Consider the following 15,047-nt stretch of genomic DNA (forward strand, 5'->3'; position numbering starts at 1 on the left):
TCCAACAGGCCGAATAGGTTTCCCTATTCGGCATTTGTGCAAACACGCGGCGTATTAAAGGCCTAGGTCTAAGTCGTTAGTAATATTGGTTACTACTTCACTTGCAGTGCTAAGTGCTACATCGTTACTAATTTGATCAGTGACCGCTGCACTCACCTGCCCGCTAACACTTTGCTGTACCGTGCTTTGTAAACTACTAACCGTACTGTCTTGCACATTGGCAATTAAAGATTGCTGAACACTGCTTACTACTTCATTACTGGTATTAATTACATCACCTACCTGTAGTGCAGAACTGACTGAGTTTGCAGCCGTATTAGTAATTGCTAATTGGTTTGTAAGCTCACCCGCATTAAGCGCACTCGCTGCATCAGCTTGTGTTACTGAATCGGTAGCGCTGCCAACATTTGAAAGTAAAGAGGCATCTGTTGGTGTATCGGTAGTATCAGGCTGAACGGCCTGATCAGAGGTAACAGAAAGTAATGACGATTGGCTCACTGCAGTCGTTAAATTACCCGCCGATGAGGTTAATTGCGCGGTTGTATCAAGCGCTGTGTTGACTGTGGTATTGCCTGTGGCATTTAAAGACGAGGCCGATGCGTTCAATGCATTATTTAAAGATGAGCTGGCAGATGCAACTAATGAATTTGCAGGCTCTTCGGCCTCGCTGCTTTCTTGCGCTGGAGTTTGCGTGTTATTTGCCGTTGAATCTGTGTTTTGCGAATCGTCAGCCGTTACTTGTGTATCGCTAGATACGTTTGACTCGTTGCTACCACTGGCTGTTAAAGCGTTTTGTGAAAGCGCAATAGATGTAGATGTTTGTTGCTGCGCCGACGTTGACTGAGATAGTTCAATATCAGCGGCGTGCACTGCACCTGTAAAAGTACACACACCGCTTAACATCATTACGCTTACAATTTTATTTAATTTAGTCATTGTTTTGTCCTCTAGTTTGTCGGATTGACATAAAGAAGACGATTTTCAAAAACACTTTATTCCAAAATAAATTAAAAAATTTAAATAAAACTACTTATTATTTAAATTTCAGTTACTTAAAAGAAAGTTAATACTCTACTGCGTTTACGTTTCACTATTTTGTATCAGTAATAACAGCTCGGCAGTGGCGGTTGCATCGGCCAATGCGCGGTGATGGCTGGTTAAATTTAAATTAAAATGCGCACTTAGGTTACCAAGCGAATAAGACTTTAAGCCTTTAAACGCTTTGCGCGATTCAACCACGGTGCACATTTTTGGCATTTTAAAAAAGTGCCCTGCCATCTCGCACTCTTTTTTAATAAAGCCGTAGTCAAAGTTCACGTTATGGGCTACAAAAATACTGCCTGCGAGTTTATCTAATAGCGGCTTGGCTATATCGGCAAATACAGGCGCGTTGTAAACCATACTATCGCTAATACCGGTTAATGACGTAATAAAGCCAGGTATATGGCGCTCGGGGTTAACTAAGCTAGTCCAAGTATCAATTACTTTACCGTGCTGCACTTTTACAAGGCCTATTTCGGTAATTCGGTTGCCGCCTTTTAAGCCGCCCGTGGTTTCTATATCAACTACGCTGTAAACACGGTTTGGGTCTACAAACCACTTAACTGCAGCAATATGTACCGTAAAGCCCACATTTTTTAAATTATCAATAGTTGTAAGTTGGTTGCGCCTAAGCTTATCGCCTGGGGCTTTTACTTCTTCAAAATGTACTTGGCCATTATTAATAACCATTAAGTCGGGGTAGCCGTCTTTTAGCTGTAAATAATGTTTACTCATAGCCGTTAAATGAGTAATTAATGCCTCAAGTGGGCTGTTTAAAATAAGCGCTTCTAGTGGCTCTAATAAATTGCTGCGCCATCTAAACAAACCGTTAGGTTGCTCAAAGTATTGCGCTGCATTTTTGCATACTAAATTAAGTAATGCTTGCAACGTTTTGCACTGAGCTAAGCGCTCGTTTATCTGTGTTTGCTGCGCTTCATAAAAATTACCAAGCCTTAATACTTGCGGATAAATATCAAACTCATTACACGGCGGATAAGGCGACTCCACAAATAACTCATGCCAAAATACTAAACCAAACAAACTTTGCCAAAGCGTGTTTTCGGTATTAAATACAGCCATACCTTGGCGAGTATAATAATCGTTTACGCCCTGCTCTACTTCACCTCGGTACAGTTCATCTATTTCTAGCACGCACTGAGTGTCGGCAAGCATGGCACTTAAACGCGAACGTGTTTTTTTATTAAACTTACGCATTAAAAAATCGTCAGCAAAATAAAGTAAATCATCAGTAAGTGGGTTTTCGATAATGGCTTCTAATCGAGCTTTTACCCACTCTTTATTACCAAGCCTGTATTGCTCTCTTATTTGAATTTCTTGTGCTTCGCTATCATCCACGCACCCTTCAAGTAAACTAAAAGCAAGTTCGCTATCAACTGTTTTTAGCTGTCTATAAAGCCTAACTAATAGTTTGTTTTTTAATACAACGGCAATTGCACCATGTGCAGCTTGCACTAAAACCTGCGACGCTAAAGCAACATAGTCGCTCTCATCTGTAATATTTTTAAATGCTAACCGGTAACGGTTTAATAAATAGTTTGATTGTGCTTCGTCTAGTGTTTCAAAGCGCGACAAGCTCTCGCTGTGTCCTTCGCGCGTAGCGGTTAAGCCTAAGTCTCGCATTACAAAACGGTTTTGATGATTTACATCACCACTGCTTAGTTTACCTGCAAATAAAAACTCAAAATACTCGTAGTAATCACTGCGGTTATTAATTACGTACTGGCTATAAAGTGGCGCAAGCTCTTGTGGGCATGCTTTAAAAAACTCATGCGCAATATCCACCAGCGCGCCTTTAGCGGCGCTTTTTTTAAAGCTTATTTGCTCACTGTAATTACTTAGCAACTCAACCAAAGAAGGTTTGGTTAAGTGCGCTAAAAGCTGCGAATAATGCTGCTCGTTTGGCTCAAATAAAATACCCGCTTTTTTTAGCGTATAAATAGCCTGATGCGGCGAGGTTATTTCTTCATAATTAAGCGATTGCGCCTGCACTAAATAAGGCTTTCGCGAATACACACGCGCCAACATGCACTGGCTTTGCTCATCTAGCTGGTTAATTTTACTAATAAATTCGCTGTGTTTGGGCTCAAGTAAATGCATACATTTACTAGTTACAAACTCAATAAGCTCTCTAAAATGCGCTAAATAGTATTTTGCTGGTAATTCTTTTTTCATAATATCGCCACAACTGTATATAAAAACAGTATCTAGCATTTATGCTTATTATTCAATCTTAAACTTGTAACTAAAACACGCTATAGTGAGCTTATTAAAGCAAATTCATTAAAAATAAAGGACTTACCATGAGCGCGCATCCGTACGATGTTTTATCACTCAATAACGGCGCAAATATTATTTTTACGCCCTGCCCTGGCACAAAAACACAAAACCTAGCTGACTCAATCGCCACATTAAAGGCGGCTGGCACTCACATGCTGCTGTCGCTTATGCCGCAAAAGGAGCTTGAAAAAAACAACGTAGAAACAATTAATAGTGAGTGCAATAAGCACGATATAACCTGGTTTCACTTACCTATAAATGACGACGAAGCACCCAAACAGCCTTTTACATCAAGCTGGAACACCCACAAAACCGACATATTACAGGCCATACAACACAAACAAACCATTGCCATACATTGTAAAGGCGGTACAGGCCGCACAGGGTTGGTCGCTGCGCTTATTTTAAATTCGGCAGGTTACACAAAAGAAGAAGTATACAGCCTAGTACAAGGCATTCGCCCTAAAGCTCTTACTATAGAATTGCAAAAAGAGTACTTTGATAACTTTGAGTAGTGAGGCAGTGATTAGGTAGGGTTTAGCTGTATAAATAGCACTAAAAGTACTTTTATGATGGCGATAGATTAGCGTTGATGAGTTTAGCCACTTGTTAGCTTTCGTTGCCGAATAAGCCAAGAAGGTATTCACCTGATTCATTATTATAAGAATTACCTAACTTTTTAAAACCAAACTTTGGAAATGAATGCTGCTTTGCACCATTAGAGTCCCCTGTAGTTGCAAAAGTAATAGCATCGTAATTAGCTTCTAAGACAGTTTCCATTAATTTATTGCCAACGCCTTTAACTGTTACGTAAATATACCCTATTTCGAAACTATAAAGCGATGACTTTTCACTTACGCCAGCAGCTTTGAATAGCTTGTTTTTGTATGACGAGGCTGGATTTTTTAGAGTTCCAATTGCGACGCAAACATCACCGTTCCAGATGAATACCAATTTTTGTGTGCGTTCAATTTTTTCTCGAAGTATGTAGCTAACAACTTGCCCACCATCTTCAGTCAATTTTTCAAAAGTACTAATTTTTATTTCAGTACACTCACTTGGAGATTTGATAATAGTTTGCATAACCACCTTGAGAAACATAACGAGCCTGTAGATTTACTCTTTTTTATTTGTTTTTATTGGTAAACAAACCATAGCTGAGTTTCTATTTTGGTTTAATCTATTACTGTACTTTTATGTAGCATATAAAGAAGTGCTTGATATTGCTTTAATTGGCATTTTGGAAGGATTACAGGTATTTGAGTGGCTTTATTTTAGGCTAAAAGGGCCTACTCTTTTTAATGCATCGTATTTTGCAGCTTTTCTATATTATGAACAAGACAATACAGCTGCCATTGCGTATGCAAGTTGGTTTTACCTCGTAAAGTCTATTTTTTACCTTGTAGTGGTCAACTAATTTTGGCCACAATTTTAGAATCTTGGTATCTAACCTCAGATTCATTTGGTGCTAAACCTGCATTATAATGATGTGGTCTAACATTGTTGTAATATCCGTTGATATAATCACTCACACTATATTTAGCTTCTTCAAAGTTTTCATATCCAACTTTTGGCATCCACTCCGTTTTAAAGCTTCTAAAAAATCGTTCCATTGGCGCATTATCCCAACAATTTCCGCGCCGACTCATGCTTTGTGTGATTTTATAGCGCCATAAACGTTGCCGATACTTCAAGCTTGTATAATGGCTTCCTTGGTCTGAGTGAAACATCAGTCCTGTCGGTTTTCCTCTGCTTTCATACGCGAGTTCAAGCGCTTTTAGCGTTAAGTTAGTATCTGGCGACAATGACATTGCCCAACCAACGACTTTGCGTGCAAATAAATCAACAACGACCGCTAAATAAGCCCAGCGATTACCTGTCCAAATATACGTCACATCACCGCACCGTATCCGGCTCAACAACATCAAACTGCCTATCTAGAAAATTCGGGATTTCAAGGTGCTCATTACCACCGCGTTTATATTGATGTTGTGGTACTTGGCAGCTCTCTAGTTTTAGTTTAACCATCAGCTTAGCGGCGCGATAACGGCTTAATTCAAAACCGTTATTCGTTGCAATTGCTGCGATTGTCCGTGCCCCAGCCGAACCGCCACTCATTGCATGTATAACTTTAACTTCCGCTTCTAACCTTACTTGCTCAGGTGTCGATGTTGTATCCCGTATGGCCCAATATTTATAGCTGCTGCGATGCACATTGAATACGCTACACAACACGCTGATTGGGTAACGCTCTCGTTGATTTAATTTCTCAATTAACGAGAATTGCTCAGGGAGTCGGACATCAAGAGAGCGGTAGCCTTTTTTAATATATCCTTTTCTAATTCAATGCGTTGGATTTGCTTTTTAAGTTCGCGGATTTCAATTTGTTCAGGCGTCATTGGTGAAGCCAATGGGGACTGGCCATTCCGTTCTTGCTTTAATTGAGTTACCCACTTACTTACAGTTGATTTACCAACCCCCATAGCTTTAGCTGCATCTTCTTGCGTGTAGCCTTGATCAACTACAAGCTGAGCTGTTTCTAATTTGATTGCAGCAGAATACGTTGCCCGTTTTAATTTCGTCATTTTTTCACCCAAATTTGTATGCTTATTAGCATAACATTTCTTTCTTAATGGGTGGCCAAATTAACTATGCCACTACACCTCCTTTATTTTATAGGTGTAGATCAGCTTTTTGCATGTTTCATTATTTATGATGATGCACTTTTCACGTTTTTTTCGTATTAATTAGGATGGGTGTCATCCTAATTAGTTTTCGGGCGCAGCGAATAATTTTCCGTGAGAAACAACTTGTGATATGCCATCATACAATCACTTACTCACTAAAGGAATAAGCTTAATGAAAAAGGGTAATCACAAAAAAGGCGAGATAGAAATAGCGCAAGAAATAATAGAGTTCAAGAATGAATACGCAACTCTATACAATGATGATGTTATTTTTCCTTCTGGCAATCATGGCAAGTATCTTCGATTTGTTTGGAACGCTCCATATGGTGTAATGATATTCGCTAAAGATTTAGCAGGGAGATTGCTACTGGTTAAGAATTTTAGGCATGAAAATAGATGTTGGTCTTGGGAAATACCAAAAGGGTTTGGTGAAAAAGAGCTAACTCCTTTAGAGTGCAGTAAAAAGGAGCTTTTCGAAGAAACAGGTTGTATAGGGAGTAACTGGACACTTTATAAAAAGATCACAGAGAAGCAATCAAATACTTATCTATTCAACGTAGAAGTTGATGCTCGAACATCAATCAGGAACCAAGAGAACAAAGAAGCTATCTCTGATGTTCGCTTCTTTGCAGCTCATGAATTGCAGGAACTATTATTGAGTAAAGAAATTATTGATCCTATGACTATGTTTTTTATTGCTCAGAATTTATCTAATGATGTGTAAATAGTTTCATTTACATCACCCTTAGAAAAGTGTTGTGCTTTGATTTTATCATTATCAGCGGAATTCTCTATCGCCGCTTGTAACTTATATTTCTCTCGGGTGATTTTTTGTTCTGTCATTGTCGATTGGCGATCGATAACCTCACTAACAAAAAAGTTAGCTATAGAAAGCGCCCCACCGGAAACTGCATCAGTGAGCGCAAGACCAAGCGCAAAGACTCCGCTTTCTTGCGATATTTTTCTCATTGGTTCTAAAAATCTTTTAGCTTTAAACTGCTTAGATGTCTTTAAACCCAGATGGCGCCTTATTATGTATTGATCAATAAGGTTTTGATATGCAATTAATGCATCTAATGTATTTTCTAGTGAGTTTTCATTCGATACACCATAATTAATTTTTTTCTGATATTCTTTAAACTCAAAGCTATCCCTAAGGTATAAAATATCTTCAGGCATTAACTTCGATAGTGCTTGCTCATAACTACTTAAATTTAAATTTGTCGCTATTTCTATGGATGATTTTTTCTCAATTGTTTGTGGCTTTTTCGGATATGCTAACTCGAAACTGCTTTGGTGAAGAGGAGAGTATATTGGGTTTGTATTAAGTACTTTAGAAATACCTGTCACATACGGTGCATCAGAAAGTCTAATTATGTCGCTCTTATGTTTAGCCCATATTTCATGCTTGCCAACTTTGCGTAAATCAGATTCAAAGTTTTTATGTAAAAAAACTCTACCAAGTCCTTGATCACGTTCAGACTCGTTTAATAATCGCTCTATGAGTAATTTTTGAATATCACTCCCAAATACTTGATTGGCATTTTCACCTTTAAATATTTCAAATATATTTTCTGTATAATTTTCTCTTAACGATGAGTAAGTGTAGGGAATAATTTCACAATTCTCATTCACGAAGTCTAAATCTATATCTGAAAGAAACTGCTGCATCTCCATATTACGTTTATTTTCTGTTTGGAAAGCATCTCTAACTTGTGTAAGTCTGTCACAGTTGTGTGTGCCTAGAGGATCTCTAACAGCAATTGATAAGAGATCGTTCGACATAAGCTGCTTAAACTCTGTGCTTTCATTAATTAAAGTTCGAAAGTTAACACAATTAACCGCTTGAGCGTCCGAAATCATTAATTTTTCATTAAACAACAAGCCATGTTTAAAGTGAGCTTCAAAAGAGTTTTTATAAGACAAATCTTTTGAAATGGGCAGCTCTGTATCTGCTAGCATCCAATACGCGCGGTTTAATCTTTTTTTCATACTCCGTCCTTAGCTTCGAGAGTCCAGGCTTATAACAATTTAGGTGACGACATTTGTTGCTTTATAAGCCGACAAATGTCCCTATATTCAATGCATTTACCTTAACCACCAAATAATCACTTGTAAACAATTACCTAACTTCCAATCAATTTATGTAATTGCAAAAGCACACTTAAAGGTACAGATCAGTAATATTGTTCCAACAGGCACTTCCTATACAAAGCATATTATTTATTAAAATTCAGTCTGTGTTATCTAAAAAGGCAGTAACTTAATTTTAAAGTAACGCCGGTAAGCTAATACCTTTAAATTAAAGCCATTAATTTAAAACCTTTAAAAACGCCTCAATTTATACTCACCAACCCCTTTATACCCGCGCAAGCATATTCAACCATAACGCTTTACGATATTATGCTCCTTTGAATTTAATTTAACTTTCAGGGCATATAATGACAACGCACACACCGCCTTCCCACTCAGCCAACACAGCTGAAAACACTTCTCTTTTTTACGTAATATTTATATCGGCCGTTGCTGCTATTGGTGGCTTTTTATTTGGTTTTGACTCGGGCGTTATTAACGGCACGGTGTCGGCACTCGGTAATGCATTTAATTCAAGCAGTGTAGCTACGGGCTTTAATGTAGCGTCTGTGTTATTAGGGTGCGCCCTAGGTGCGCTTGCTGCGGGGCCGCTGGCTGATAAGTTTGGTCGGCGTGCAATTATGATCATCACTGCGATTATTTTTGCCATTAGTGCCTTTGGTTCGGGCATTAGCGAAAGCTCTGCGGAGTTTATTTTTTACCGCTTGTTTGGTGGTTTAGGTATTGGTGCTGCATCGGTATTAGCGCCAGCTTACATTGCAGAAGTGGCGCCACCAGCACTACGTGGTCGTTTAGCTACACTACAACAACTCGCTATTGTACTGGGTTTATTTGCTGCTTTTTTAAGTAACTACTTAATTGCTGATGCAGCAGGCAGCGCGCAAAATATTTTAATGCTTGATATAGCCGCTTGGCGCTGGATGTTTTGGGCTGAGCTTGTGCCTGCTGTACTGTTTTTAGTCGGTGTGTTGTTTATTCCAGAGTCGCCTCGTTATTTAGTGGCGCAAGGTAAAGTAGACGATGCAAAATCGGTATTTAGTAAAATATCGAACGACAACGTTGATGCGCAAATAAGCGATGTTAAACGCTCATTGCATAGCGATACAAAGCCAAGTATTCGTGACTTATTTATTAATAACAGTAAAAAAGTACACCCAATTGTTTGGGTGGGTGTTGCGCTGAGTGTATTTCAGCAATTTGTGGGTATTAACGTGGTGTTTTATTACGGCTCTGAGCTTTGGCAAGCCGCTGGGTTTGACGAGTCGCAATCGCTATTTATAAATGTGCTCGCAGGTACTACTAATATTGTATCGACCTTTGTTGCCATTGCCCTAGTTGACAAAGTTGGCCGTAAACCACTGCTATTAGTAGGCAGTATTGGTATGTTTATTAGCTTAAGCGCGCTTACTTATATATTTGGCAGTGCAGGCCTTGATGACGCAGGCAAACTTGCACTTAGCGATAACATGGGTACGTTTGCGCTGATTATGGCTAACTTATTTGTGGTATTTTTTGGCTTAAGTTGGGGCCCTGTTGTATGGGTATTATTAGGCGAAATGTTTAATAACCGTATTCGTGGGGCTGCGCTCGCTGTTGCAGCTAGCGCACAATGGATTGCTAACTTTGCAATCACAATGACCTTCCCTATTATGCTTGCCAACATTGGCCTTGCCGGTGCTTATGGCTTTTATGCGTTATCGGCACTTATAAGCATATTCTTTGTTGTTAAATACATTAAAGAAACACGCGGTAAAACGCTCGAATCTATGTAATTTTTAAAAGCGGTGCTATTAATCGCCAGCAAAAAAGTAACGGGTGCTAACTACTTAGCGCCTAATCAACAATTATCAATCGAAATGAAACAAACCGGTTTGGGCGTTTCTATTGTTTGGGAAATTTAAAAATGATAACAGAATTCACCCCAGTATCGGCTGCAATAGGCGGGGCATTAATAGGTATAGCGTGTACGTTATTACTGGTTTTATACGGAAAAGTTGCGGGCATATCAGGCATTGTTAAGTCTGTATTCGCTAAAGCAAATTCAGACTCTCGTTGGCAGTTATACTTTATTTTAGGGCTATTGTTGGCAGGAGTCGCTGTAAGGGTATTTGCGCCATCTTTATTAGAAGGCGAATTGCAATTACCGTCTTGGCTTATTGTTGTTGCAGGGCTTTTAGTTGGCGCTGGTACAACGTTAGCTAATGGGTGCACAAGTGGCCATGGTGTGTGCGGCATGTCGCGCTTTTCTACTCGCTCTTGGGTTGCAACATGCACATTTATGCTTGTCGCCTTCATTACAGCAAACCTTGTAGGATAAATAATGAAAGCAATTATGATGGTTGTTATAGGCTTTATATTTGGCTTAGGACTTATTATTAGCGGGATGACAAACCCTGCTAAAGTGATTAACTTTCTTACGTATGGAAACCAATGGGACGCAAGCTTAATTATAGTGATGGCTGTTGCCATGCTAATAATGATGCTTACATGGTTATGGGTTGCAAAAAAAGAGAAGCCACTTCTTTCAGGAACGTTTAATTTAAGTGATTTAAAAAAAATTGATACGCGCTTAATTATCGGCTCGGTACTTTTTGGTTTAGGCTGGGGTTTAAGTGGTATATGCCCAGGCCCGGGCTTGGTTCAATTAGTATCTCTTAAAATGGAATTTTTATTGTTTTTTGCAGCCGTGCTAGGCGGTATGTGGTTAGCCAAAAAAGTATAATATTTGCTGCCGACTAAACTCGGCAGCTACTTTTACCCAAACAAAGGTACATAACTTGCTGCAATATATATAAAACTATATTGAACAGGTTTAAGTTATACTAAATAAAGCGCTGGAATTTTCTAACAACACACCTTGGTTAGGCGCAGCGTCCTCCCTATTACTTATAGCTATACTACTGTTTTTAATTCGTTTTTTTGTAATGTACTGGCTAAAAAAATGGACTTCAAAAACCAAATTTATATTCGATACTTTACTAATAGAGTCAATATCTAAGCCGCTAACACTGTGCACAATTATTGTGCTACTCACCATTTTAGAGCACGACACTTTCATTATTAGTACTTCTATTTCTCAACAGATCCCTTTTAATAGCATTAATATTGTATTAGCTCTGCTTGCACTTATTATGTTTTTAGACCGCTTTATTATTGGCACTATTAATTACTATGGTAAACAATCTGCCGTGGTTTTTAATTCAAAAAGCATAATTAAAGGCGTGATACGCGTTACATTATCGTCAGTGGGATTACTGGTATTAATGGGCACGTTAGGTATTTCTATTACGCCAATTATTGCCTCGTTAGGTATTACATCACTAGCTGTTGCCCTTGCTTTGCAACCTACCCTCGAAAACTTTTTTTCTGGCGTGCAGCTAGTAATAGATAAACCTATAAGGGTGGGTGATTTTATTGAGCTTGAATCTAAGGAGCAAGGCTTTGTTGATCATATAGGTTGGCGATCTACATGGGTTAAAATGCTACCTAACAATATGATTATTATACCTAATAGCCAATTATCTAAGTCGCGTATTATTAATTACTTTTACCCTGAAAAAGAGCTAAGCGTGCCTGTTGATATAAGTGTGCATTACGATTCAGATTTAGAATTTGTTGAACAAGTAACACTTGAAGTGGCTCGTGAAATACTTATTTCACACGAATGGGGCGTTGATGATTACAATACCTTTGTGGTTTTTCATACCTTTGATAGATCAAGCATTAACTTTACGGTGATGCTTAGAGCTAAAGAATACTTTAATCGCTTTTGGGTAAAATCTGCTTTTATCAAAGCCCTGCATAAACGCTATAAAAAAGAAGGTATTGTAATCCCCTTCCCTATTACGGCTATTAACACGACTCAAGAAGCCGCTAAATTTAATAGTGATAAAAAGGTGCAAGGCGACACTTAAAAAAAAGCGCGAGCAACTCTCGCGCTAATAAGTATTAAAACTTGTAGGTTATTTGCCCAATAATTTCACGAGGGCTGCCAGGAAAGTGGCCGTTTCGCTCACTAAATCCACTAACCGCGTATTCTTTATCAAACAGGTTATTAATATTTACACTCAGTAATACGTCGTCAAAGCGACTCGTCCAGCTCATATCAAATACGGTAAATGGTTTTACTTTTTGGCCACTGGTACTCAGTTGCTCACTTACGTAATTTGCACCAAATGCAATTGATGAGTCAATTGAATCAATAGCGTAGCGAGTCCATAAACCTGCCTGATGGCGTGGTGCATTAGCAAAGCGCGAACCATCTCCAAATGTATTTGAAAGCGTATCACCCGTTACGCCGTCTACCACTTGTGTATCGTTGTAAGCGTAGTTAGCCGTTACGGTCCAGTGCGCTGACAAATCGCCAACTAAAGTTGTTTCAAATCCTCGGCTTTCTACTTCACCTATATTTAAAAGAGCAGCAATGCCATCCCCCGCTCCCGAATCGTCAGGGTTGCTCATTACCACGTTTTCTTTATTAATTTGGTAAATTGCAAAGGTGCTCATTATTTTGCCGTCGAGCCATTGGTTTTTCATACCCAGCTCGGTTTGCTTGCCGGTTTCTGGTTCTAAATTACCTTCGCCTTCTACATCTTCTTGGTCGGCTGATGATGTAGGGTTAAAGCTCTCTGAGTAATTAATATATACCGATGTATTTTCGACAGGTTGATAAGTAACAGCAACGCGCGGCGTTATGTCGTTATCTGAGTAACTAAAACCAGTTTCTTGATTAAACTCTTTAAAATGGTCATAGCGCAAACCTGCAATTATTGTCCACTGCTCGCCTATGCTAATTACGTCTTGCGCGTATACACCAAATCGGTCGGTATCTACGCCATCGCGGTTCATGTCGGTAAGGTTATAAGTACTTGGATCGGTTTCACCGTAGTTTAAATTAAAAATATTTAAATTAGCGACGCCATCGGCCTCATATCGGGCGCGAAAGTAGTCATATTCGGTATCAACGGTGTGGTAATCACCACCAAATAAAAACTGATGTGTTAATTGTCCTTGTCCAAAGTTATAAACAAAGTCGGTGGTTACACTTGCCTCTTTATTGGCACGAAATTGCTTACGGTATTCACGCTTAATCGTTTCATCGTCAATATTGGCAACGCCATCACCGTTTACATCTACCCAGCTTTGCGACTCATGGTAGGCTTGGTCTCGCTCGTTATCCATGTAACGAAACGTAGTACTTAACGAAAAATCATCATTAAAATAATGGCTAAGTTCTGCTTGAAGCACCAAAGCTTCCATATTTTGATAATCAAACGACTCATTCGCGTTATAACTTGGGTCAACTAAAAAGTTGCCGTTGTCATCTACCGGTACGCCACGTAAGCGGTTACCGCCTAGGTCTTGTTTAATGTAGTCAACACTTGTGGTTAGGGTTGTTGAATCTGTTAAATCAAATAACAATCCGCCTGTCAGCTCGGTGTTTTTTGAGTCTGCATTGTTACGAAAGCTGTCTTGCTCTTCATAATAACCACCCAATCTATAAGCCATTATATCGCTTAAACCACCGGTCATATCGAGTGATGCACCTCGGGTGTTGTAGTTACCCAAAGTAAGCTTTAATTCGCGTTTTTGTGTGTAGCTTGGCTTTTTGGTTACGTAATTAATCATCCCACCAGGTTCGCCACCGCCATACAAAGCAGAGGCAGGCCCTTTTAAAACCTCAACACGTTCAACATTAAATAACTGCGGTACACCAAAGCCCGAATATGGGTCGCCACGTACGCCATCGTAAAATACATTGGCATCGTCTCTAAAACCACGAAAAGTAACGCCTGAGTAACTGTATTCACTCACTCCCGCAATTGAGCGGTATAAATCGGTAATGTCGCGCGCGGCTTGGTCAATAATAAGTTGCTCGGTTAATACCTGAGCCGATTGCGGAAGCTTAATAAGATCTAAATTAGTTTTGGTACCAATTTTAGTTTCTGTTTCTAGGTAAAATTGCTGGGCACGGCCAGTTACTTCTATTTTTTCAATATCGTTATTTTGCTCTGCAAATGCCATATTAGAAAAAGCAGAAAAAGACGCAGCAATACTTAATGCCAAATAATTAGGGTTAAACATGATAATTCCTGGGAGAAGTGTAGATAGCCAACAAGCTAAATGATAACTCTTATCATTTTCATAATCAACACATGGGCGGGTTTAATACATCTAAATATTAGAACTAATATTACTAAAACAGAGTGCCAGCGCTTTTATTGCAGTTAAAATAAAACCCCTACTGCACTAAATGCGGTAGGGGTTATTAAGTAGTTCTTAAATTAGTATTTAGCGTGTAATTTATCCCGCAATATTACTAATTTGAATTACTGGAGACACGTTAGTAAAGTTAACTAAATCAGCGGCTATTACCTCTTGATGAGGTGCAAAGGCTTGCTGAAAAGATTCTACCGATTCAAACACTAAATGCCCCATAGCAATATAAGTTGGCGCTTCGCCCGGTGCGCCACCTGCTAAACCTGCATCGGCACTACTTGATATAAGCGCTTTACCAACTAACTCTGCAACTAGGGGTAAATGTGTTTTACAGTAGTAGTCCATATCGAAAGTAGCACTTTCATTATTTGGGTATAGTACGCTTACTTTAATCATTACATTCTCTCTTTTATTTACTAAAAAATTTAAAGCGTCTTTTGAAACAGTATGAATCATACTTAAGTAAAAAACGCATAAGTGAGCAGTCGCTCAATTATGCGGTATTCATACTCATAGCGCCAGTAATTTGATTGCATTGCTTATTTTAATTAAGGTGATACTTCGCTAATTTACTTGAGTGCGGGTCGTTTTTTAAAAGGTTTGGGCAGTAAAAGTTCTACAAAGTTAACGCACGTATTTATTCAATATGCTAAATCAGACTCAAAACCTTTAGGCAAAATATAAACCAAGCCCTTAACTGGTTTTACT

General features: G+C 39.0%; 12 protein-coding genes and 1 pseudogene. 6 read left to right on the forward strand and 7 right to left on the reverse strand.

The window, feature by feature from the left end; all coding sequences use genetic code 11:
- Positions 1-54 precede the first annotated feature (54 nt).
- Positions 55-936: a hypothetical protein gene (locus I6E69_RS03845; RefSeq protein ID WP_197120681.1), complete on the reverse strand. Its 882-nt coding sequence runs from the start codon at positions 934-936 to the stop codon at positions 55-57.
- 144 nt (positions 937-1,080) lie between these two features.
- Positions 1,081-3,273 (reverse strand): exonuclease domain-containing protein, encoded by a 2,193-nt coding sequence (locus I6E69_RS03850; RefSeq protein ID WP_197120682.1) that lies wholly within the window; start codon positions 3,271-3,273, stop codon positions 1,081-1,083.
- A gap of 89 nt (positions 3,274-3,362) precedes the next feature.
- Here I6E69_RS03850 and I6E69_RS03855 point away from each other — a divergent pair, with 89 nt between their 5' ends.
- Positions 3,363-3,854 carry a dual specificity protein phosphatase family protein gene (locus I6E69_RS03855; protein WP_197120683.1) on the forward strand — a complete coding sequence of 164 codons (492 nt, stop codon included), beginning with the start codon at positions 3,363-3,365 and terminating at the stop codon, positions 3,852-3,854.
- Positions 3,855-3,948: 94 nt separating this feature from the next.
- On the opposite strand, the gene I6E69_RS03860 is transcribed toward I6E69_RS03855, so the two are convergent.
- The gene (locus I6E69_RS03860; protein WP_197120684.1) at positions 3,949-4,422 is read right to left on the reverse strand and encodes a hypothetical protein; all 474 of its coding nucleotides are present in this window, start codon (positions 4,420-4,422) and stop codon (positions 3,949-3,951) included.
- Positions 4,423-4,748: 326 nt separating this feature from the next.
- A pseudogene (locus I6E69_RS03865) lies at positions 4,749-5,924 on the reverse strand (IS3 family transposase).
- 274 nt (positions 5,925-6,198) lie between these two features.
- Here I6E69_RS03865 and I6E69_RS03870 point away from each other — a divergent pair.
- Positions 6,199-6,750, forward strand: a complete 552-nt coding sequence (locus tag I6E69_RS03870; protein ID WP_197102682.1) for an NUDIX hydrolase — start codon at positions 6,199-6,201, stop codon at positions 6,748-6,750.
- Here the strand turns inward: I6E69_RS03870 and I6E69_RS03875 are convergent.
- Positions 6,726-8,018, reverse strand: coding sequence for a hypothetical protein (locus I6E69_RS03875; protein ID WP_197120685.1), 1,293 nt, complete (start codon positions 8,016-8,018; stop codon positions 6,726-6,728). The two genes, I6E69_RS03870 and I6E69_RS03875, sit on opposite strands and share 25 nt — an antisense overlap.
- A gap of 449 nt (positions 8,019-8,467) precedes the next feature.
- Here I6E69_RS03875 and I6E69_RS03880 point away from each other — a divergent pair, with 449 nt between their 5' ends.
- The 4 genes from I6E69_RS03880 (at position 8,468) to I6E69_RS03895 (ending at position 12,034) form a co-directional block, all read left to right on the forward strand.
- On the forward strand, positions 8,468-9,892 hold the full coding sequence (locus I6E69_RS03880; RefSeq protein ID WP_197120686.1) for a sugar porter family MFS transporter: 1,425 nt from the start codon (positions 8,468-8,470) through the stop codon (positions 9,890-9,892).
- Positions 9,893-10,023: 131 nt separating this feature from the next.
- Positions 10,024-10,437 (forward strand): YeeE/YedE family protein, encoded by a 414-nt coding sequence (locus I6E69_RS03885; RefSeq protein ID WP_197120687.1) that lies wholly within the window; start codon positions 10,024-10,026, stop codon positions 10,435-10,437.
- Positions 10,438-10,440: 3 nt separating this feature from the next.
- Positions 10,441-10,842, forward strand: coding sequence for a DUF6691 family protein (locus I6E69_RS03890; RefSeq protein WP_182737147.1), 402 nt, complete (start codon positions 10,441-10,443; stop codon positions 10,840-10,842).
- Between the two features lie 97 nt (positions 10,843-10,939).
- Positions 10,940-12,034, forward strand: a complete 1,095-nt coding sequence (locus tag I6E69_RS03895) for a mechanosensitive ion channel family protein (protein ID WP_002958286.1) — start codon at positions 10,940-10,942, stop codon at positions 12,032-12,034.
- Positions 12,035-12,068: 34 nt separating this feature from the next.
- Here I6E69_RS03895 and I6E69_RS03900 read toward each other — a convergent pair whose 3' ends face one another.
- A complete protein-coding gene (locus tag I6E69_RS03900; RefSeq protein ID WP_197120688.1) occupies positions 12,069-14,204 on the reverse strand; it encodes a TonB-dependent siderophore receptor in 2,136 nt (711 codons plus the stop codon).
- Positions 14,205-14,423: 219 nt separating this feature from the next.
- Entirely contained in the window at positions 14,424-14,735 is a 312-nt protein-coding gene (locus tag I6E69_RS03905) for an EthD family reductase (RefSeq protein WP_002958288.1), read from the reverse strand.
- Positions 14,736-15,047 lie beyond the last annotated feature (312 nt).

It is taken from the genome of Pseudoalteromonas sp. NZS100 (assembly GCF_015864815.1).
Lineage (GTDB): Bacteria > Pseudomonadota > Gammaproteobacteria > Enterobacterales > Alteromonadaceae > Pseudoalteromonas > Pseudoalteromonas distincta.

Coding starts and splice junctions, on each gene's coding strand:
- I6E69_RS03845 (WP_197120681.1), bottom strand. CDS start 936: ATGACTAAATTAAATAAAATTGTAAGCGTAATGATGTTAAGCGGTGTG.
- I6E69_RS03850 (WP_197120682.1), bottom strand. CDS start 3,273: ATGCTAGATACTGTTTTTATATACAGTTGTGGCGATATTATGAAAAAA.
- I6E69_RS03855 (WP_197120683.1), top strand. CDS start 3,363: ATGAGCGCGCATCCGTACGATGTTTTATCACTCAATAACGGCGCAAAT.
- I6E69_RS03860 (WP_197120684.1), bottom strand. CDS start 4,422: ATGCAAACTATTATCAAATCTCCAAGTGAGTGTACTGAAATAAAAATT.
- I6E69_RS03870 (WP_197102682.1), top strand. CDS start 6,199: ATGAAAAAGGGTAATCACAAAAAAGGCGAGATAGAAATAGCGCAAGAA.
- I6E69_RS03875 (WP_197120685.1), bottom strand. CDS start 8,018: ATGAAAAAAAGATTAAACCGCGCGTATTGGATGCTAGCAGATACAGAG.
- I6E69_RS03880 (WP_197120686.1), top strand. CDS start 8,468: ATGACAACGCACACACCGCCTTCCCACTCAGCCAACACAGCTGAAAAC.
- I6E69_RS03885 (WP_197120687.1), top strand. CDS start 10,024: ATGATAACAGAATTCACCCCAGTATCGGCTGCAATAGGCGGGGCATTA.
- I6E69_RS03890 (WP_182737147.1), top strand. CDS start 10,441: ATGAAAGCAATTATGATGGTTGTTATAGGCTTTATATTTGGCTTAGGA.
- I6E69_RS03900 (WP_197120688.1), bottom strand. CDS start 14,204: ATGTTTAACCCTAATTATTTGGCATTAAGTATTGCTGCGTCTTTTTCT.
- I6E69_RS03905 (WP_002958288.1), bottom strand. CDS start 14,735: ATGATTAAAGTAAGCGTACTATACCCAAATAATGAAAGTGCTACTTTC.